20 protein-coding genes are annotated in these 18,161 nt (G+C 69.7%); 16 read left to right on the forward strand and 4 right to left on the reverse strand.

What is annotated here, in order from left to right:
* Positions 1-2: 2 nt before the first annotated feature.
* Positions 3-626, reverse strand: coding sequence for an alpha-ketoglutarate-dependent dioxygenase AlkB (locus QC180_RS19660; protein WP_278264235.1), 624 nt, complete (start codon positions 624-626; stop codon positions 3-5).
* Between the two features lie 68 nt (positions 627-694).
* Positions 695-1,216 carry a hypothetical protein gene (locus QC180_RS19665; protein ID WP_278264236.1) on the reverse strand — a complete coding sequence of 174 codons (522 nt, stop codon included), beginning with the start codon at positions 1,214-1,216 and terminating at the stop codon, positions 695-697.
* Between the two features lie 125 nt (positions 1,217-1,341).
* Here QC180_RS19665 and QC180_RS19670 point away from each other — a divergent pair, with 125 nt between their 5' ends.
* The 9 genes from QC180_RS19670 (at position 1,342) to pyrF (ending at position 11,719) form a co-directional block, all read left to right on the forward strand.
* On the forward strand, positions 1,342-1,839 hold the full coding sequence (locus QC180_RS19670; protein ID WP_278264237.1) for a VOC family protein: 498 nt from the start codon (positions 1,342-1,344) through the stop codon (positions 1,837-1,839).
* Between the two features lie 29 nt (positions 1,840-1,868).
* The gene (locus QC180_RS19675) at positions 1,869-2,663 is read left to right on the forward strand and encodes a MerR family transcriptional regulator (RefSeq protein WP_278264238.1); all 795 of its coding nucleotides are present in this window, start codon (positions 1,869-1,871) and stop codon (positions 2,661-2,663) included.
* Positions 2,664-3,003: 340 nt separating this feature from the next.
* A complete protein-coding gene (pyrR, locus tag QC180_RS19680; protein ID WP_278264239.1) occupies positions 3,004-3,636 on the forward strand; it encodes a bifunctional pyr operon transcriptional regulator/uracil phosphoribosyltransferase PyrR in 633 nt (210 codons plus the stop codon).
* A complete protein-coding gene (locus tag QC180_RS19685; protein WP_278264240.1) occupies positions 3,633-4,586 on the forward strand; it encodes an aspartate carbamoyltransferase catalytic subunit in 954 nt (317 codons plus the stop codon). The genes pyrR and QC180_RS19685 overlap by 4 nt, the downstream gene beginning before the upstream one ends.
* Positions 4,583-5,899, forward strand: a complete 1,317-nt coding sequence (locus QC180_RS19690) for a dihydroorotase (RefSeq protein ID WP_278264241.1) — start codon at positions 4,583-4,585, stop codon at positions 5,897-5,899. The genes QC180_RS19685 and QC180_RS19690 overlap by 4 nt, the downstream gene beginning before the upstream one ends.
* On the forward strand, positions 5,892-6,398 hold the full coding sequence (locus QC180_RS19695; protein ID WP_278264242.1) for a PH-like domain-containing protein: 507 nt from the start codon (positions 5,892-5,894) through the stop codon (positions 6,396-6,398). Before QC180_RS19690 ends, QC180_RS19695 begins: the two co-directional genes overlap by 8 nt.
* Positions 6,395-7,510, forward strand: a complete 1,116-nt coding sequence (gene carA / locus QC180_RS19700) for a glutamine-hydrolyzing carbamoyl-phosphate synthase small subunit (RefSeq protein WP_278264243.1) — start codon at positions 6,395-6,397, stop codon at positions 7,508-7,510. Before QC180_RS19695 ends, carA begins: the two co-directional genes overlap by 4 nt.
* Complete coding sequence (gene carB, locus QC180_RS19705; protein WP_278264244.1) at positions 7,510-10,872, forward strand: carbamoyl-phosphate synthase large subunit; 3,363 nt, start codon at positions 7,510-7,512, stop codon at positions 10,870-10,872. Before carA ends, carB begins: the two co-directional genes overlap by 1 nt.
* 22 nt (positions 10,873-10,894) lie before the next feature.
* Positions 10,895-11,719 carry an orotidine-5'-phosphate decarboxylase gene (gene pyrF, locus QC180_RS19710; protein WP_278264245.1) on the forward strand — a complete coding sequence of 275 codons (825 nt, stop codon included), beginning with the start codon at positions 10,895-10,897 and terminating at the stop codon, positions 11,717-11,719.
* Positions 11,720-11,780: 61 nt separating this feature from the next.
* Here the strand turns inward: pyrF and QC180_RS19715 are convergent, their stop codons facing one another.
* Positions 11,781-12,854, reverse strand: a complete 1,074-nt coding sequence (locus QC180_RS19715) for a serine hydrolase domain-containing protein (RefSeq protein WP_278264246.1) — start codon at positions 12,852-12,854, stop codon at positions 11,781-11,783.
* Between the two features lie 182 nt (positions 12,855-13,036).
* On the opposite strand from QC180_RS19715, the gene QC180_RS19720 reads away from it, so the two are divergent.
* The 3 genes from QC180_RS19720 to QC180_RS19730 all read left to right on the forward strand — a co-directional run bounded on the left by QC180_RS19720 (position 13,037) and on the right by QC180_RS19730 (position 15,605).
* Positions 13,037-13,687, forward strand: a complete 651-nt coding sequence (locus QC180_RS19720) for a DedA family protein (protein ID WP_278264247.1) — start codon at positions 13,037-13,039, stop codon at positions 13,685-13,687.
* A 155-nt stretch (positions 13,688-13,842) separates the two neighbouring features.
* Positions 13,843-14,967, forward strand: coding sequence for a sensor histidine kinase (locus QC180_RS19725; protein ID WP_278264248.1), 1,125 nt, complete (start codon positions 13,843-13,845; stop codon positions 14,965-14,967).
* Entirely contained in the window at positions 14,958-15,605 is a 648-nt protein-coding gene (locus tag QC180_RS19730; RefSeq protein WP_278264249.1) for a response regulator transcription factor, read from the forward strand. The genes QC180_RS19725 and QC180_RS19730 overlap by 10 nt, the downstream gene beginning before the upstream one ends.
* A 6-nt stretch (positions 15,606-15,611) precedes the next feature.
* On the opposite strand, the gene QC180_RS19735 is transcribed toward QC180_RS19730, so the two are convergent.
* Positions 15,612-15,953 (reverse strand): DUF6463 family protein, encoded by a 342-nt coding sequence (locus tag QC180_RS19735; protein WP_278264250.1) that lies wholly within the window; start codon positions 15,951-15,953, stop codon positions 15,612-15,614.
* A gap of 30 nt (positions 15,954-15,983) precedes the next feature.
* Between QC180_RS19735 and QC180_RS19740 the strand changes: the two genes are divergently transcribed.
* The 4 genes from QC180_RS19740 (at position 15,984) to rpoZ (ending at position 18,140) form a co-directional block, all read left to right on the forward strand.
* A complete protein-coding gene (locus QC180_RS19740; RefSeq protein WP_278264251.1) occupies positions 15,984-16,574 on the forward strand; it encodes a TetR family transcriptional regulator in 591 nt (196 codons plus the stop codon).
* A 348-nt stretch (positions 16,575-16,922) separates the two neighbouring features.
* Positions 16,923-17,243 carry an integration host factor, actinobacterial type gene (gene mihF / locus QC180_RS19745; protein WP_030203531.1) on the forward strand — a complete coding sequence of 107 codons (321 nt, stop codon included), beginning with the start codon at positions 16,923-16,925 and terminating at the stop codon, positions 17,241-17,243.
* Positions 17,244-17,248: 5 nt separating this feature from the next.
* On the forward strand, positions 17,249-17,833 hold the full coding sequence (gmk, locus tag QC180_RS19750) for a guanylate kinase (RefSeq protein WP_278264252.1): 585 nt from the start codon (positions 17,249-17,251) through the stop codon (positions 17,831-17,833).
* A gap of 28 nt (positions 17,834-17,861) precedes the next feature.
* Complete coding sequence (gene rpoZ, locus QC180_RS19755; RefSeq protein ID WP_067493623.1) at positions 17,862-18,140, forward strand: DNA-directed RNA polymerase subunit omega; 279 nt, start codon at positions 17,862-17,864, stop codon at positions 18,138-18,140.
* Positions 18,141-18,161: the final 21 nt, after the last annotated feature.

Consider the following 18,161-nt stretch of genomic DNA (forward strand, 5'->3'; position numbering starts at 1 on the left):
ACTCAGCGCACGTTGCGCGGTCGGAACTGGATGCTGATACGCGGCCCCACCGGGCGCGTGGTCTTGGGTACCGCGTGTTCCCAGGTGCGTTGACACGCGCCACCCATGACGAGTAGATCACCGTGTCCGGCGGTGAAGCGCACGCTGGCGCCACCGCCGCGCGGGCGCAGCAGCAGGGAGCGCGCGGCGCCGACCGACACGATCGCGACCATGGTGTCGGTGGTGGCACCGCGACCGATGGTGTCACCGTGCCAGGCCACGCTGTCGCGACCGTCGCGATAGAAACACAGCCCCGCGGTGCGGAACGGTTCGCCCAGCTCCGCGGCGTAATACGCGCTGAGCGCGTCACGCGCGGCGACCAGAATGCGGTCCGGCAGCGGATCGTTCTCGCCGTAGAACGAGACCAGCCGGGGAACGTCGACCACCCGGTCGTACATCGGCCTGCGCTCCGCATGCCACGGCACCCGCTCGGCCAGCCGCTCGAACACCGTGCTCGCGCCACCGAGCCAACCGGGCAACACATCCACCCAGGCGTTCGCGTCGAGCGGTGTACGCCGGATCGCCTCGATCGGACCCAACGCCACCGCGTCACCGTCGAACAGTGAACCTTGCAGGGGCAGCGACATGCAGGCCAGTCTAGCGCGCTTATTCGAACATGTGTTCGGATGGTGCCCCTCTGGTGTGGCCGTCGCCGTTACTCGGTCGCTACTTCTCGCAATCGGGCGGCAACCGCGACATCGAGTCTGTCGATGGCGTCGTCGTACTGGTCGCGGTCGAACAGGAACGGGCCGAACGCGGTGTAGTCGCGAGTGGTGCGGAAGGGCTGTTCGAAGCTGTCCCACACGACCAGGTCGCCGGTCAGGCTTATTCGGGCCAACAGCGGCCAGCAACCCACCACCCCACAGCTGCACGCGAGCACGGGGGTTTTCTGGTCGCTGGTGAGGCCGGAGGAGCCGTGGAAAAGGGCTGTCGCTGAATGGAACCGGAAGAATTCAGGGATGACGCCGCCGTACGCGTCCCCTGCGGGCTGCATGCCAGCGTGGACTTCGAAGGTGTCGATGAGATCGGTGAGGGGAATGGTGTCGATGCGCGGCAATATCTGGTGGACATCGGTCCGTCCGGGCGGTCCCGGCCGATAGTCGAACGAGATCCTGCTGGTGCCGCTCGAGGCTGCGCGCGCACGACGGCGGGCGCCGGGAGCTCGTCCGGGGTTCACCGGCTGAGGCGCATTACGCCCTTCTCAGTGGAAAGAATCACGGCGTCACCGTATCCCGCCACTCGCCGATCACCCAATGGTGTGGCCTTGACCCTCACGTGGCGTCAGGGGCGACGATGCCTGGCATGACCGACACATTCCCCGCTTTCGGCATCAGCCCGGTTCCCGTGCCGGGCCCCGACACCGTCGCTCCGGACCTCTTTCGTGGCATCTACGGCATGCCGATGTTCGTCACCGTGCCGACCACCGACCTCGATGTCTCGGTCGACTTCTGGTCGCGGGGACTGGGGTTCTTCGATCTGTTCTCGGTGCCCGGGCAGGTGACGCACCTGCGGCGGTGGGCCTTTCAGGATGTCCTGCTCGTGCCGGGGGAACGGCAGGCCGACAGCGCGCTGACGGTCAGCTTCTCCTGTGTGCTCGGCGAGATCCACGCCATCGCCGCGGCGTGTGAATCGCTCGTGCCGGGGTGTACGGCCGGGCCGCGGTCGATGCCGTGGGGTTCGCTGGAACTCGAGGTCCGGACGCCGGAGAACGTGCGGGTGATCATGACGGCGGCCCGCGCCTACGACCCGGACAGCGCCGCGGCCGCGCATCTGCGGTCGATCGGTATCGAGGCGCCGTGACGCGGGTCGGGCACGGCACACTGGGGGCCGTGCCCGAACTCGATCGCCGGACGGTGGGCGCCGCGGCCGCACTGCTCGGCGTCACCGTTCGCACCCTGCACCACTGGGACGCCATCGGCCTGGTCCGCCCGTCCGAGCGCACCCCCGCGGGCTATCGGCTCTACACCGTCGCCGATCTCGCCCGAGGCCAGCGCGTGCTCGTCTACCGCGAGCTCGGCGTGGCACTCGACGAGATCGGCGCGCTGCTCGACGCGTCCACGGACGCGGGCCTGGCCACGCTGCGTGCTCAACGCGCGCGGCTGGGCACCCGGATCGCTCGGCTCCAGCGCATGGCCGCCGCCGTCGACCGGATGATCGAGGCGGGACACTCCGGCATCGCGCTGACCGACGAGGAACAGATCGCCCTGTTCGGCCCACACTGGCAACCCGCCTGGGTCGACCAGGCCCGCGCGCGCTGGGGCGACACCGCCGCGTGGGCCCAGTACGCCGAACGCGCCGAGGGCCGGACGCGCGCGGAATGGGAACGGATCACCGCGGCGACCGAGGCCCTGCACGCCGACCTCACCGCCGCGTTCCGCTCCGGCCTGCACCCCGGCACCCCCGAGGCGAACACCCTGGCCGAACGACACCGCGACTCCTTCACCCCGTACTTCGACTGCACGCACGCCATGCACGTCTGCCTCGCCCGCGGCTACCTCGACGACCCCGGCTACACCGACTTCTACGACGCCCTGGCACCGGGCTTCACCCCGTGGCTCCACGACGTCATCACCGCCAACGCCCTGGCCCACGGCGTCGACCCCGCCACAGCGACCTGGGACTGACGACGGCGCTCGCGGTCAACCGGAAACCCGGGATGTCGCCGGTGCGCCCGTCGGGCACACAGGGTGGTGAGCCCGACGGGCACAGGGCGGTGAATGTGGTCACCCACCCTCACGGCGCACACCCGGCAGCTGACCGGGCCAAGGCCGGAAATTCCCACGCTTCCAGGGCGTTCGGTCGCGGAGGTGATCATCACCGCACACCCCACCCCCGAACCACCCCGCGTGGTGGCGCTCACAGGCGACGCCACCTGGTCAAAGTGCCCGCTGAGCGCTGATAAGCTGTCTGGCGAGTTAGGCATCCTTTAACGGACCGTCCGGTGAGGCGGGGAAGGAGGTCGGCATGGCTGTGCCCGAACGGGCGGCCAGATCCGGCGCAGGCGAAACATCGCAGCGGCACACCCCGGAGTGGGTGGCAGGCGGCCGCGAACTGCTGTCGCCGTCGGATGTGCAGCGCACCATCGCGCGCATCGCGCACCAGATCATCGAGAAGACCGCCCTGGATTCCGGCGACGCCGACGCACCACGGGTGGTTCTCATGGGCATCCCGACCCGCGGCACCACCCTGGCCAACCGGCTCGCCGCCAAGATCGAGGAATTCTCCGGTGTCCGGCCCGCACTCGGGTCCCTCGACATCACCCTCTACCGCGACGACCTGCGCAGCCGTCCGCACCGCCCGCTCGAGCGCACCTCGGTGCCCGACGGCGGCATCGAGAACGCGCTGGTGGTGCTCGTCGACGACGTACTGTTCTCCGGCCGCACCGTCCGCTCGGCTCTCGACGGCCTGCGCGACCTCGGCCGCCCCCGCGCCGTCCAGCTGGCCGTACTCATCGACCGCGGACACCGCGAACTGCCGATCCGCGCCGACTACGTGGGCAAGAACGTGCCCACCTCGCGTGCCGAGGACATCTCGGTGCTGCTGAGCGAACACGACGGCCACGACGGTGTGTACCTGCATCAGGAGGCTCAGTCGTGAAGCATCTGTTGACGGTCGCCGATCTCGATCGCGGCGCCGCCACCGAACTCCTCGACGAGGCCGAGCGCTTCGAACAGGCCCTGCTGGGCCGCGAGGTGAAGAAACTGCCGACCCTGCGCGGCCGCACCGTGATGACGGTGTTCTACGAGAACTCCACCCGCACCCGGGTGTCGTTCGAGGTCGCGGGCAAGTGGATGAGCGCCGACGTGATCAATGTGAGCGCGTCGAGTTCCTCGGTGTCCAAGGGCGAATCGCTGCGCGACACCGCGCTCACCCTGCACGCCGCCGGTGCCGACGCGCTGATCGTGCGGCATCCGGCCTCGGGCGCCGCGCACCAGATCGCGCGCTGGATGGAACAGTGGGCGCGCGAGGAGAACCGCGCCGCGCCCTCGATCATCAACGCCGGTGACGGCACCCACCAGCACCCCACCCAGGCGCTGCTCGACGCGCTGACCCTGCGTCAGCGCCTCGGTGACATCGAGGGCAAGCGGATCGTGCTGGTCGGTGACATCCTGCACAGCCGGGTCGCCCGCTCGAACGTGGTGCTGCTGAACACTCTCGGCGCCGAGGTGGTGCTGGTCGCGCCGCGCACCCTGCTGCCGGTGGGTGTCGACGCGTGGCCGTGCCGGATCGCCACCTCGCTGGACGCGGAACTGCCCGGCGCCGACGCGGTGATGATGCTGCGCGTGCAGGCCGAGCGGATGAACGGCGGCTTCTTCCCGTCGGCGCGCGAATACTCGATCAACTACGGACTGTCCGAGCGCAGGCTGGCCCTGCTCGGTGACGACGCCGTGGTGCTGCACCCCGGTCCGATGCTGCGCGGTATGGAGATCGCCTCGGCGGTCGCCGATTCACCGAAAGCGGCGGTGCTGCAGCAGGTCTCGAACGGAGTGCACATGCGGATGGCCGTGTTGTTCCGGCTGCTCGTGGGCCAGGAGGAAACGGTATGAGTGAGCTGCTGATCAAGAACGTCCGCCCCTACGGTGAGGGCGAGCCGGTCGACGTGCTGGTGCGCGACACCGTGATCGCCGAGATCGGCACCGGCCTCGCGGCCGCCGACGCCGAGGTGATCGAGGGCAACGGCCAGATCCTGCTGCCCGGCTTCGTCGACCTGCACACCCACCTGCGCGAGCCCGGCCGCGAAGACACCGAGACCATCGAAACCGGTTCCGCCGCCGCCGCGCTGGGCGGTTACACCGCGGTGTTCGCGATGGCCAACACCAGCCCGGTCGCCGACTCACACGTGATCACCGATCACGTGTGGCGGCGCGGCCAGGAGGTCGGCCTGGTCGATGTGTTCCCGGTCGGCGCGGTCACCGTCGGGCTCGAGGGCAAGCAGCTCGCCGAGATGGGCACCATGGCCGCCGGTGTCGGCCAGGTGCGGATGTTCTCCGACGACGGCCACTGCGTCTACGACCCGCTGATCATGCGCCGCGCCCTCGAATACGCGAACTCCCTGGGCGTGCTCATCGCCCAGCACGCGGAGGAGCCGCGCCTGACCAAGGGCGCCGTCGCGCACGAGGGCCCCAACGCCGCGCGCCTGGGTCTGGCCGGGTGGCCGCGCGCCGCCGAGGAGTCGATCGTGGCGCGCGACGCGCTGCTGGCCCGCGACGCCGGGGCGCGCGTGCACATCTGCCACGCCTCCACCGCGGGCACCGTCGAACTGGTGAAATGGGCCAAGTCCCAGGGCATCTCGATCACCGCCGAGGTCACCCCGCACCACCTGCTGCTCGACGACTCGCGCCTGGAGACCTACGACGCGGTCAACAAGGTGAACCCGCCGCTGCGTGAGTCCGCCGACGTGGCCGCTCTGCGCCAGGCGCTGGCCGAGGGCGTCATCGACTGTGTCGCCACCGACCACGCCCCGCACGCGGAGCAGGACAAGTGCTGCGAGTTCGCCGCCGCCCGCCCCGGCATGCTCGGTCTGGAGACCGCGCTGTCGATCATCGTGCAGACGATGGTGGCGCCCGGTCTGCTGGACTGGCGCGGGGTCGCCCGGGTGATGAGCGAGAAGCCCGCCGCCATCGTCGGTCTCGACGACCACGGCCGCCCGATCGCCGTCGGTGAACCGGCCAACCTCACCCTGATCGACCCCGACGCCGAGTGGACGGTGCGCGGCGCCGAACTCGCGAGCATCTCGAACAACACCCCGTTCGAGGACATGACGTTCCCGGCCCAGGTGTCAGCCACCGTGCTGCGCGGCCGGGTGACAGCCCGCGAGGGCAAGGCGGTCGGGATCCGAGGAGGCCAGGAACGTGGATAGAGCTCTGTGGGTGGTGGGGTGTCTGGCCCTGTTCCTGCTGTGCCTGTGGCTGATGTACCGGGCGTGGCACAAGAAGGCCGCGCGTCAGCGCGACCGCATCGGCGAACTGCCCGCGGTGCCCGCCGAACTGGGCGCGCAGCTGCTCGAGCCGACCACCGGCCTCTACCTGGGCAGCACCATCGCGCCCAGCTGGCAGGACCGGATCGCGGTCGGTGACCTGGGTTTCCGGGCGACCGCCGAACTGACGCGGTTCGAACGCGGAATCCTGCTCGAACGCGACGGGGCCACGCCGATCTGGATTCCGCAGGAATCCGTGACGGCCGTGCGCACCGAGCGCGGCCACGCGGGCAAGGTGATGACGAACAACGGTGTGCTGGTGATTCGCTGGACACTGCCGAGCGGAACCGAGATCGACACCGGTTTCCGCGGCGACGACAAGACGGTGTACCCGGCATGGACCGCGGATGCGACCAGGGTGACGACGGGAGACGATGAATGACCAAGGCAAAGGCAGCTCTGGTGCTGGAGGACGGCCGCGTGTTCCGCGGTACCGCCTTCGGCGCGGAGGGGCAGACGCTCGGTGAGGCCGTGTTCTGCACGGCGATGACCGGCTACCAGGAAACCCTGACCGACCCCAGCTACGACCGCCAGATCGTGGTGGCCACGGCCCCGCAGATCGGCAACACGGGCTGGAACGACGAGGACGACGAGTCCGACAAGATCTGGGTCGCCGGGTACGCCGTGCGCGACCCCTCGCGCGTGTCCTCCAACTGGCGTGCCAACGGCACCCTGCAGGACCAGCTCGACCGCCAGAACGTGGTCGGCATCGCCGGGATCGACACCCGCGCGGTGGTGCGGCACCTGCGCACCCGCGGGTCGATGAAGGCGGGCATCTTCTCCGGCGCCGCCCTCGCCGCCGACGAGGAACTCCTCGCGCGGGTCACCGGACAGCCCTCCATGCTCGGCGCCGACCTGGCCGAGGAGGTGAGCACCGACGGCCTGTACACGATCGAGCCGGTCGGCGAGCACCGCTTCACCGTGGTCGCGGTCGACCTGGGCATCAAGACCAACACCCCGCGCATGTTCGCCGAGCGCGGCGTGCGCACCCATGTGGTGCCGTCGAACACCTCCCTCGACGACATCCTCGCGCTGAACCCCAACGGCGTGTTCCTCTCGAACGGCCCCGGCGACCCGGCCACCCAGACCGGCGCCATCGCGCTCACCCAGGGAGTCCTCGAGCGCGGGATCCCGCTGTTCGGCATCTGCTTCGGCAACCAGATCCTGGGCCGCGCGCTGGGCCGTAACACCTACAAGATGAAGTTCGGCCACCGCGGCATCAACATCCCGGTCGTCGAAGAGGGCACCGGCCGCATCTCCATCACCGCGCAGAACCACGGCTTCGCCCTGGAAGGCGAGAAGGGCGAGCGGTTCGACACGCCCTTCGGCAAGGCCGAGGTCTCCCACATCTGCGCCAACGACGGCACCGTCGAGGGTGTGCGACTGATCGACGGTCGCGCCTTCTCGGTGCAGTACCACCCCGAGGCCGCCGCAGGCCCGCACGACGCCGCATACCTGTTCGACCGTTTCGCCGGTCTCATGGAAGGAGCCTGATGCCTCGCCGCGAGGATCTGAAGCACATCCTGGTGATCGGCTCTGGCCCGATCGTCATCGGCCAGGCGTGCGAATTCGACTACTCCGGTACCCAGGCGTGCCGGGTGCTGCGGTCCGAGGGACTGCGCGTGTCGCTGGTGAACTCCAACCCGGCGACCATCATGACCGACCCCGAGTTCGCCGACTCCACCTACGTGGAGCCGATCACCCCCGAATTCGTCGAGAAGGTCATCGAGAAGGAGCGTCCCGACGCCATTCTCGCCACCCTCGGCGGGCAGACCGCGCTCAACACCGCGGTCGCGCTGCACGAGCGCGGGGTGCTGGAGAAGTACAACGTCGAGCTGATCGGCGCCGACTTCGAGGCCATCCAGCGCGGTGAGGATCGGCAGAAGTTCAAGGACATCGTCGCCAAAGTCGGCGGCGAGAGCGCCCGCTCCAAGGTCTGTTACACCATGGACGAGGTCCGCGAGACCGTCGCCGACCTCGGCTTCCCGGTCGTCGTGCGCCCCTCGTTCACCATGGGTGGCCTCGGCTCGGGCATGGCCTACAACCACGAGGACCTCGACCGCATCGCCGGTGGCGGCCTGGCCGCCTCGCCGACCGCGAACGTCCTGATCGAGGAGTCCATCCTCGGCTGGAAGGAATTCGAGCTCGAGCTCATGCGCGACGGCCGCGACAACGTGGTCATCGTCTGCTCCATCGAGAACGTCGACCCGATGGGCGTGCACACCGGCGACTCGATGACCGTCGCCCCGGCCATGACCCTCACCGACCGCGAGTACCAGAAGATGCGCGATCTGGGCATCGCCATCCTGCGCGAGGTCGGCGTCGACACCGGCGGCTGCAACATCCAGTTCGCGGTGGACCCGAAGGACGGTCGCCTGATCGTCATCGAGATGAACCCGCGCGTCTCGCGCTCCTCGGCGCTGGCGTCCAAGGCCACCGGCTTCCCGATCGCCAAGATCGCCGCCAAGCTGGCCATCGGCTACACCCTCGACGAGATCGTCAACGACATCACCGGCGAGACCCCGGCCTGCTTCGAGCCGACCCTGGACTACGTCGTGGTCAAGGCCCCGCGCTTCGCCTTCGAGAAGTTCCCCGGCGCCGACGGCACCCTCACCACCACCATGAAGTCGGTGGGCGAGGCCATGTCGATGGGCCGCAACTTCACCGAGGCACTGGGCAAGGTGCTGCGGTCACTCGAGACCAAGGCCACCAGCTTCTGGACCCTCGACGACGGCCAGTGGGCGCCGAAGGATCCCAGCGATCCGGCGTCGGTCCGCGAGGCCATCGAGGCGATCCTGGCCGACCTGCGCGTGCCCACCGAGGGGCGCATCTACCAGGTCGAGCGCGCGCTGCGCTACGGCGCGAGCATCGAGGAGACCGCGCTGGCCTCCGGCGTGGACCCGTGGTTCGTCGCCGAGGTGGCCGGGCTGGTCGAACTGCGCGAGGAGATCCTGGACGCGCCGGTCCTCGACGAGGAACTGCTGCGTCGCGCCAAGCACTACGGCCTGTCCGACCGTCAGCTCGCCGCGCTGCGGCCCGAGCTGGCCGGTGAGTCCGGCGTGCGCGCGCTGCGCCACCGCCTCGGCGTGCGTCCGGTCTACAAGACCGTCGACACCTGCGCCGCCGAGTTCGAGGCCAAGACGCCCTACCACTACAGCGCCTACGAGCTCGATCCCGGCGCCGAGTCCGAGGTCGCGCCGCAGCGCGAGCGCGACAAGGTGATCATCCTGGGCTCGGGCCCCAACCGCATCGGTCAGGGCATCGAGTTCGACTACTCGTGTGTGCATGCCGCGCAGACGCTGTCGGCCGCGGGCTACGAGACCGTCATGGTCAACTGCAACCCCGAGACCGTCTCCACCGACTACGACACCGCCGATCGCCTCTACTTCGAGCCGCTCACCTTCGAGGACGTCCTCGAGGTGTACCACGCCGAAGCCGAGTCGGGCACCGTCGCCGGTGTCATCGTGCAGCTCGGCGGCCAGACCCCGCTGAGCCTGGCGCAGCGGCTCACCGACGCGGGCGTGCCCGTGGTCGGCACCTCCGCGGCCGCCATCGACCTGGCCGAGGACCGCGGCGAGTTCGGTGACGTGCTCGTCGCGGCCGGACTGCCCGCGCCTAAGTACGGCACCGCCACCACGGTCGAGCAGGCCAAGAAGATCGCCGCCGAGATCGGCTACCCGGTGCTGGTGCGCCCGTCCTACGTGCTGGGCGGACGCGGCATGGAGATCGTCTACGACGAGAAGTCCCTCGAGGGCTACATCTCCCGCGCCACCGAACTCAACCCCGAGCACCCGGTGCTGGTCGACCGCTTCCTGGAAGACGCCATCGAGATCGACGTCGACGCCCTGTGCGACGGCGAGGAGGTCTACCTCGGCGGCGTGATGGAACACATCGAGGAAGCCGGTATCCACTCCGGTGACTCCGCCTGCGCGCTGCCCCCGATCACCCTGGGCCGCAGCGATATCGAGGCCGTGCGTCGCTCGACCATCGCGCTGGCCAAGGGCATCGGCGTCAAGGGTCTGCTCAATGTGCAGTACGCGCTCAAGGACGATGTGCTCTACGTCCTCGAGGCCAACCCGCGCGCCAGCCGCACCGTGCCCTTCGTCTCCAAGGCGACCGCGGTGCCGCTGGCCAAGGCGTGCGCGCGCGTCATGCTCGGCGCCACCATCGCCGACCTGCGCAAGGAAGGCATGCTGCCGCCCGAGGGCGACGGCGGCCATGTGCCGCTGGACGCGCCGGTCGCGGTGAAGGAAGCCGTGCTGCCCTTCCACCGGTTCCGTCGCGCCGACGGCTCCGGCGTGGACTCGCTGCTGTCCCCGGAGATGAAGTCCACCGGCGAGGTCATGGGCATCGACGCCGACTTCGGCACCGCCTTCGCCAAGAGCCAGGCCGCCGCCTACGGCTCGCTGCCCACCGAGGGCACCGTGTTCGTCTCGATCGCCAACCGCGACAAGCGCGCCATGGTGTTCCCGATCAAGCGCCTGCACGACCTGGGCTTCCGCATCCTCGCCACCGAGGGCACCGCGGAGACCCTGCGCCGCAACGGCATTCCGTGCGAGCAGGTGCGCAAGCACTCCGACCCGGACACCGTCGACCCCGAGACCGGCACCCCGCTGGCCTCGATCGTCGAGCAGATCCGCGACGGCGAGATCGACATCGTGTTCAACACCCCCTACGGCAACTCGGGCCCGCGCGTGGACGGCTACGAGATCCGCACCGCCGCGGTGGGCGCGAACATCCCGTGCATCACCACCGTGCAGGGCGCGGCGGCGGCGGTGCAGGGCATCGAGGCGAGCATCAACGGCGGTATCGGCGTGCGCTCGCTGCAGGAACTGCACTCGGTGCTGCGTGGCTGATCGGACAGAGGGAGCGGAATCGATGTCGACGTTCGGTCACCGATTGCAGCAGGCCATGGGTCGGTTCGGTCCGCTGTGCGTCGGCATCGACCCGCACCCCGGCCTGCTCCGGGCGTGGGGACTCACCGAGGACGTCGACGGACTGGAGACCTTCGCCGAGATCTGCGTCGAGGCCTTCGACGGTCGCGTCGCCCTGGTCAAGCCGCAGGTCGCGTTCTTCGAGCCCTACGGCTCCGGCGGCATCGCGGTGCTGGAACGCACCATCTCGGTGCTGCGCGCCTCGGGCACCCTGGTGCTGGCCGACGCCAAACGCGGCGACATCGGCTCCACCATGGACGCCTACGCGCAGGCCTGGCTCGGTGACGGTCCGCTGGGTTCGGACGCGGTGACGGTCTCGCCCTACCTCGGTTTCGGGTCGCTCGACCCGGCGCTGAGCCTGGCGCAGGCCAACCATCGGGGCGTGTTCGTCCTCGCGGCGACCTCGAATCCCGAAGGGGCGCAGCTGCAACGGATCACCGCGCCCGACGGTCGCACCATCGCGCAGACCATGGTCGACGCGGCCGCGGCCCGCAACGCCGGACCCGGTTTCGGCTCGGTCGGCGTCGTCGTGGGCGCCACCCTCGCCGAGGCGCCCGACCTGTCCGCGCTCAACGGCCCCATCCTGATGCCCGGCGTGGGCGCCCAGGGCGGGGGAGCGGAGTCGATCCGGGCGATCGTGCCCGAGGCCACCCTGTCCTCGGTGGTGCCCGCGGCTTCCCGCGAGATCCTCGCCGCCGGTCCGTCCGTGTCGGCACTGTGCGACAAGACCGCGCAGCTCCAGGAGGAGTTCGCCTTCCTGCGGGCCTGACATCATCCCGACGAGGCCGGGGGAGCGCGACGCTGCCCCGGCCTCGTCGTCGGTCGGGTACTCAGGCGAGGCAGTAGGCCGCGGTGACGGTGGCGAACAGCGACAGCGCGTCCCCCGAGGCCGCCGAACCGACCACCATCGTGAGTGATCGACCGTCGTCGGACCGGAACGCCGAGGACACGTAACCGAGGAGCTCACCGCCGTGTCCCCACAGCGCGGCGCCGCACGGCGGATCGAAACGTTGCAGACCCAGACCGTAGTGGAACCCCATCCCCATCGGCACCGTCCGCCGCATCTGTTCCAGGGCGGACGGACTGGTCAATCGACCGCCCAGCAGCGCGGCGAAGAAGGCCTCGAGATCGGCGAGCGTGGAGATCATCTCGCCCGCCGCCCAGTCCAGCGAGACGTTCATCTCGGTGACCGCCACCCGGCCTAGGCCATCGACATCTCGTCGGGCGGTGAGCGCGGGCTCCGGCACGCCCGGATCGTCGCCGGGCACGGTGGTCGCGGTCAGTCGCAGGGGCGTGAGGATGCGGTCGCGGATCTCGTCGCCGTAGCGGTGACCCGTGACGTGCTCGATCAGCAGGCCGAGCACGAGGTAGTTGGTGTTCGAGTAGCGGAAGCGTTCGCCCGGTGCGAAGTACGGTTCGTGGCCGACCGCCACGGCGAGCAGCTCGCGCGGTGCGTGCTGATCGAACCGCTCGGCGCCGCGCCACCGGTTCGTCGACAGGCCGGGCTCCTTCATGTAGTCGTAGAGCCCGCTGGTGTGATTCATCAGCTGTCGCACCGTCATGCGATCACCGCCGGGGATGGCGTCGGGCAGCTGCGTCGCGATCGGGGCGTCCAGGGCGATCCGCCCCTCGTCCACCAGCTGCAACACCACCGTGGCGACGAAGGTCTTGGTGATGCTGCCGATCCGGAATCGGCTCAGCGGACCGGGCGCGACCTGCTCGGCGTCGCTGCCGCCGTGATACCAGTCGCGATGACGCTCTCCGTCGGAGATCCGCAGCACGATGTCGGCGTCGGCCCACCGCGCCGACGCCTCCACCACGGTCCCCACCACCCGCCATCGTGCCGTCACGAGGACGGTGGCGGCCACGAGCACGGCAACCAGCAGGGTCCCCGTGACGACCACGGTGCATCGAAACATCCTCTGTCGCATGTGGTCCGACGCTACGAACACCGCACCGCACCCACGAGGACGCGGGCCCTACGCCGGAGGTGCGGAAAACCCCACCTGGACACTGGGGTGGCTCGGCCCCGGCCGGGTGGCTGACGCCACTGATCCTGGACCCTCGCCTTCCTAGCGTCGAAACCATGGATACGACAGGGAATTCGGCCGAACTCACCGGCATCGCCGCCTGGTCGGTCGAGCTGATGGAACGACTCGGCGGCCTCGGCGCTGGCATCGCGATCGCACTGGAGAATCTCTTTCCGCCGCTGCCCAGCGAGGTGATCCTGCCGCTGGCCGGATTCACCGCCAGCCGCGGCCGGTTCAGCCTGGCCGAGGTCCTGCTGTGGACGACGCTCGGCTCGGTCGTCGGCGCGCTGGCGCTCTACGGCGTCGGGGCGGCCCTCGGGCGCGAGCGGCTGCGGCGCATCGTCGACCGGCTGCCGCTGGTGCGGCTGTCCGACCTGGACCGCACCGAGGCCTGGTTCGCTCGCCACGGCGAGAAGGCGGTGTTCTTCGGCCGGATGATCCCGATCTTCCGGAGTCTCATCTCCATCCCGGCCGGGGTCGAACGGATGCCGCTGGGCCGATTCACGCTGCTGACCACGGCGGGCAGCCTGCTGTGGAACACGGTGTTCGTGCTCGCCGGATACTTCCTCGGCGAGAACTGGCACGTCGTCGAGACCTACGCCGGTGTGCTGCAGAAGCTGGTGATCGCGACGGTGCTCGTGGCCGCGACGGTGTTCCTCGTCCGACGGGTTCGGCAACGACGGGCACCGGCGAGTGCCGAGAGATGAGAGCGTCGCCACGAACAGTCGACGCGAGGAACACCGCTGGATGCGAGGTGGCGCCGACGGTGCGCTCGCACGTGCTGGTCCCCTCCCTGCGGAGAGGTCATGATGGCGAGGCGCGCTCCGTGGCCGAAGTGGCTGTGACGCGAGAGGATTGGCTGATGAGACCTTCTCCTGGGCGATCGTCACGCGCCGTCACGGCGATCTCCGGGTATCTGCTCGGCGTGGTCACCGTGCCGCTGGATCTGCTCAGTGTGCTCGCCGCGCCGGTGGCGACGGGCCTGACCGAGCGGGTCGCCGGGATCGAGAAGTGGCGGCTGACCCGCCTGCTCGGTGTGCGCGACACCGGCACGCCGAATGGGCCGCGCGCCGCAGGCTACCTGGCCGTTCGCGCGCTGCTCGGGGTGCTCGCCGCGCTGGTGCTCGCCCTGTCCGGGCTGGGTGTCGTCGTCGCCGTCGCCCTGGTCTATGGGGCAACGACCGGCGAGGCGGTGCCGATCGTCGACGCCACCGAACCGGGCCAGGTCTCCTGGGCCACCGTCGCGGTACTGGCGTTGCCCGGCGCGGTGCTGTGCTTCCTCGCCGTGCACGGTCTCCTCGGCGTGGTGCGCGCCGAGGCGTGGTGGCTGCGGCGAAGCCTGCGGCCGGGCCAGGAGGAACTGGCCCAGCGGGTCGCCCAGCTCACCACCACCCGCGCCGAGGTGGTCGAGGTGATCGACGACGAACGCCGTCGCATCGAACGCGACCTGCACGACGGCGTGCAGCAGCGGGTCGTGGCGCTGTCGATCCTGCTCGGGCGCGTCGACCGGGAAGCCGACGCCGAGGTGCGCACCGATCTGCACCGCCGCGCGCTCGCCGAGACCGGACACATCCTCGACGAACTGCGCGAGGTCTCCTGGCGCATCTATCCGGCCATGCTCGCCCGTGACGGCCTGCACGCCGCGCTCGAAGCGCTCGCCGACCGGACGCCGGTGCCGACCGGGCTCGACTACGGCCTCACCGAACGCGCGCCGCGCCCGGTCGAATCGGCCTGCTACTTCACCGCCAGCGAGGCCATCACCAACGCCATCAAGCACTCCGGCGCCACCACCATCGCGGTCGAGGTGGCCCGCGCCGGGACCCTGGTGCGGCTGCGGGTCCGTGACGACGGACGCGGCGGCGCCGACCCGGCCGGACACGGGCTGGCGGGCATCGCCACCCGGGTCACCGCGCTGGACGGCACGATGGTGGTGGACAGTCCGCCGGGCGGTCCGACCATCATCACCGTGGAGGTGCCGTGCGGATAACCCTGGCCGAGGACTCGGCGCTGCTGCGCGAGAGCCTGGCCCAGTTGCTCACCGCCGAGGGCCACGAGATCCTCGACTCGGTCGGCACCGCCACCGAACTGCTCGCCGCGGTGCGCGTGCGCCCGCCCGATCTGGTGATCGCCGATGTCCGGATGCCGCCCGATCACGTCGACGAGGGGATCAGGGCCGCGCTCGAGATCCGGCGCGAGCTGCCCGGCGTGGCGGTGCTGGTGCTCTCGCAGTACGTCGAGCGCAGGCACGCGGCGGAATTCCTGACCGGCACCGGCGGAATCGGCTATCTGCTCAAGGACCGGGTGGGCGCGATCGGGGCCTTCCTCGACGCGGTGGAGCGCGTGGGCACCGGCGGCACCGCCTTCGATCCGGAGGTGGTGCGCCAGCTCCTGCTGCGCAATCGCGCCGATTCCCCGCTGCACCGCCTCACCGAGCGCGAACGCGAGGTGCTCGAACTCATGGCGCAGGGATTGAGCAATGCCGCCATCGGCGCGCAGCTCTACATCAGCCGCAGTGCGGTGGAGAAGCACATCAACGCGATCTTCACCAAGCTGGACCTCCCGAGCGACGAATCCGCCAATCGGCGCGTGCTCGCGATCCTGCACCACCTGCGCGCCGAGGCCTGATCGCGCTCAGCTCGCCGTCACCGCGCGGGCGCGCCACCAGCCCAGCGCACCCGCGCCGAGCGGGATCAGCAGCGTGACGAAGCCCGAGACCGGCTCGAACACGAGCCCGAACACCGTGACCGCCGCGAGGGCGATCAGCACCGGCCCCGGCACCACCCCGCGCACGCGCTCGAGCTCGATCATGGCCAGGCCCAACCCGATGCCGAGTACGCCGAACGCGGTGAACCAGAACGACAGCTCGGTGTCCTGATCGCTGACGGCCAGCAGGACCACACCCATGATCGTGTGCACGGTGGCGATGAAGGTCAGCGCGGTTCCGGCGACGGGGAATCTTGTTTTTGAATTCATATTCATAAACTCTGTCACTAGGCTGGCCGGGTGGCAAGACCCCGCCTCTTCACCGACGATCAGGTCCTCGACGCCGCCCGTGATCTGCTGGCCGACCCGGCGATCACCCGCCCGGCCATCGCCGCCATCGGCGCGGCCGCCGGGGTGCACGCCGGGTCGATCTATGTGCGCTTCGCCTCCCGCGACGAACTGCTGGCCCGGCTGTGGCTGCGCTCCATCCGCCGCTTCCACGAGGGATTCGTCACGGCCCTGCGCGGCCCGTCGCCCCTGCTGAGCGCGGCCGCCTTCCTGCCCCGCTACTGCCGCGAACACCCCACCGAGGCCAGGGCGATGAAGATGTTCCGACACGAGGAACTCCTCGATGTCGGCCCGGAGGCCCTGCGCGCCGAGCTCGCGCACGTCAACGACGACATGTACGCCGCCCTGCGTGCCGCTGTGGCGGCCGAATTCGGCGTCGCGGACGCGCGGACGCTGGCCGTCGCCGAAGCCGCGGTGAAGGCGATTCCGTACGGCCTGGTCCGCGACTACATCGCCCGCGCCACCCCGATTCCGACCTGGATCGACGAGGTCACCGTCACGGCCTCGGGCGCGGTTCTGGACCGCTTTCGTTCCCGATCGTGACGACACGCGGTACGAAACCGCGCGACACGCCGAGATTTTCGGGAAACCCCCTGGTCGCGCGGTGCCGAGTTTGCCGGGGTGTCGACGGCCGGGGTCGCTACCCGGTGGCTAACATCGCCCAATTCGGTATCACCGCAGGTGAGGGCTGGTTTTACCGTTCGGTCGGTAGGATCGGGGCAGCGGAATCCGGTGTCACCGCATCTGGTCCGCGCGTGCCATACGGCATCCGTATTCCTGCCCTGACCTGGGGGTCGGGTTCGCAATCGGCGCGCGCCGTGGGTACGGTCGCACAGACCGTTCGGGTAACCGGCGGTAGATCTAGCAATGAACGATGAGACGGAGGAACCCGTGGCCCTTCCCCAGCTGACTGACGAGCAGCGCGCCGCTGCTCTGGAGAAGGCGGCTGCCGCTCGCCGCGCTCGGGCAGAGCTCAAGGAGCGCCTGAAGCGAGGCGGCACCAACCTGAAGCAGGTCCTCACCGATGCCGAGTCCGACGAGATTCTCGGCAAGATGAAGGTGTCGGCGCTGCTCGAGGCCCTGCCGAAGGTGGGCAAGGTCAAGGCCGCCGAGATCATGACCGAGCTGGAGATCGCCCCCACCCGGCGGCTCCGTGGCCTGGGCGACCGTCAGCGCAAGGCGCTGCTGGCTCGCTTCGACTTCGACTCCTGATCCAGGTGGTCGAACACACGCGGAAGGGTCGACTGGTCGTACTGGTCGGCCCCTCGGCCGTGGGTAAGTCCACGGTCGTGCGGTGCGTGCGGGAACGCCTGCCCGAACTGGTCTTCAGTGTGTCCGCGACGACCCGGGCCCCCCGGCCCGGGGAAGTCGACGGCCGCGACTACCGCTTCGTGTCCCGAGCCGAGTTCGACGCCATGATCGAGGCGGACGAACTGCTCGAATGGGCAGACATCCACGGGGGGTTGCAGCGTTCGGGCACCCCCGCGGCCCCGGTGCGGGAAGCGCTGGCGGCCGGACATCACGTCCTGCTCGAGGTCGATCTCGAGGGCGCCCGGTCGGTGCGGCGGGCGATGCCCGAGGCGCTGCTGGTGTTCCTGGCCCCGCCGAGCTGGGACGAACTGGTCGCGCGGCTGCGCTCGCGCGGCACCGAGACTCCCGAGGTGATCGAGCGCAGGCTCGAGACCGCCCGGGTCGAATTGGCGGCCTGTGACGAGTTCGACACGGTGATCGTGAACGCCGAGGTGACGACGGCCTGCGAGCAGTTGGTATCGTTATTCGTTAGCACAAATTCGAGTTCTTGACCCACTAACCACCCAGGAGCCTCCCCTAGTGAGCACGGACATCACCGCAGCGCCCGCGTACGACACCCCGATCGGCCTCACCAACCCGCCGATCGACGAACTGCTCGAGCGCACCTCGTCCAAGTACGCCCTGGTGATCTACGCGGCCAAGCGCGCGCGTCAGATCAACGACTACTACAACCAGCTCGGCGACGGCATCCTCGAGTACGTCGGCCCGCTGGTCGAGCCCGGCCTGCAGGAGAAGCCGCTGTCGGTCGCCATGCGCGAAATCCACTCCGACCTGCTCGAGCACACCGAGGGCGAGTGACAATCTCTTTTCCGGAGGCGT

This window comes from Nocardia anocheti, from assembly GCF_029675105.1.
Taxonomy (GTDB): Bacteria; Actinomycetota; Actinomycetes; order Mycobacteriales; family Mycobacteriaceae; genus Nocardia.

Bases quoted from the DNA above. Each gene is read 5' to 3' on its own strand.
- pyrF (WP_278264245.1), top strand. From the start codon at position 10,895: ATGTCGACGTTCGGTCACCGATTGCAGCAGGCCATGGGTCGGTTCGGT.
- QC180_RS19735 (WP_278264250.1), bottom strand. From the start codon at position 15,953: ATGAATTCAAAAACAAGATTCCCCGTCGCCGGAACCGCGCTGACCTTC.
- carB (WP_278264244.1), top strand. From the start codon at position 7,510: ATGCCTCGCCGCGAGGATCTGAAGCACATCCTGGTGATCGGCTCTGGC.
- QC180_RS19670 (WP_278264237.1), top strand. From the start codon at position 1,342: ATGACCGACACATTCCCCGCTTTCGGCATCAGCCCGGTTCCCGTGCCG.
- QC180_RS19720 (WP_278264247.1), top strand. From the start codon at position 13,037: ATGGATACGACAGGGAATTCGGCCGAACTCACCGGCATCGCCGCCTGG.
- carA (WP_278264243.1), top strand. From the start codon at position 6,395: ATGACCAAGGCAAAGGCAGCTCTGGTGCTGGAGGACGGCCGCGTGTTC.
- QC180_RS19660 (WP_278264235.1), bottom strand. From the start codon at position 626: ATGTCGCTGCCCCTGCAAGGTTCACTGTTCGACGGTGACGCGGTGGCG.
- QC180_RS19690 (WP_278264241.1), top strand. From the start codon at position 4,583: ATGAGTGAGCTGCTGATCAAGAACGTCCGCCCCTACGGTGAGGGCGAG.
- QC180_RS19725 (WP_278264248.1), top strand. From the start codon at position 13,843: ATGAGACCTTCTCCTGGGCGATCGTCACGCGCCGTCACGGCGATCTCC.
- pyrR (WP_278264239.1), top strand. From the start codon at position 3,004: ATGGCTGTGCCCGAACGGGCGGCCAGATCCGGCGCAGGCGAAACATCG.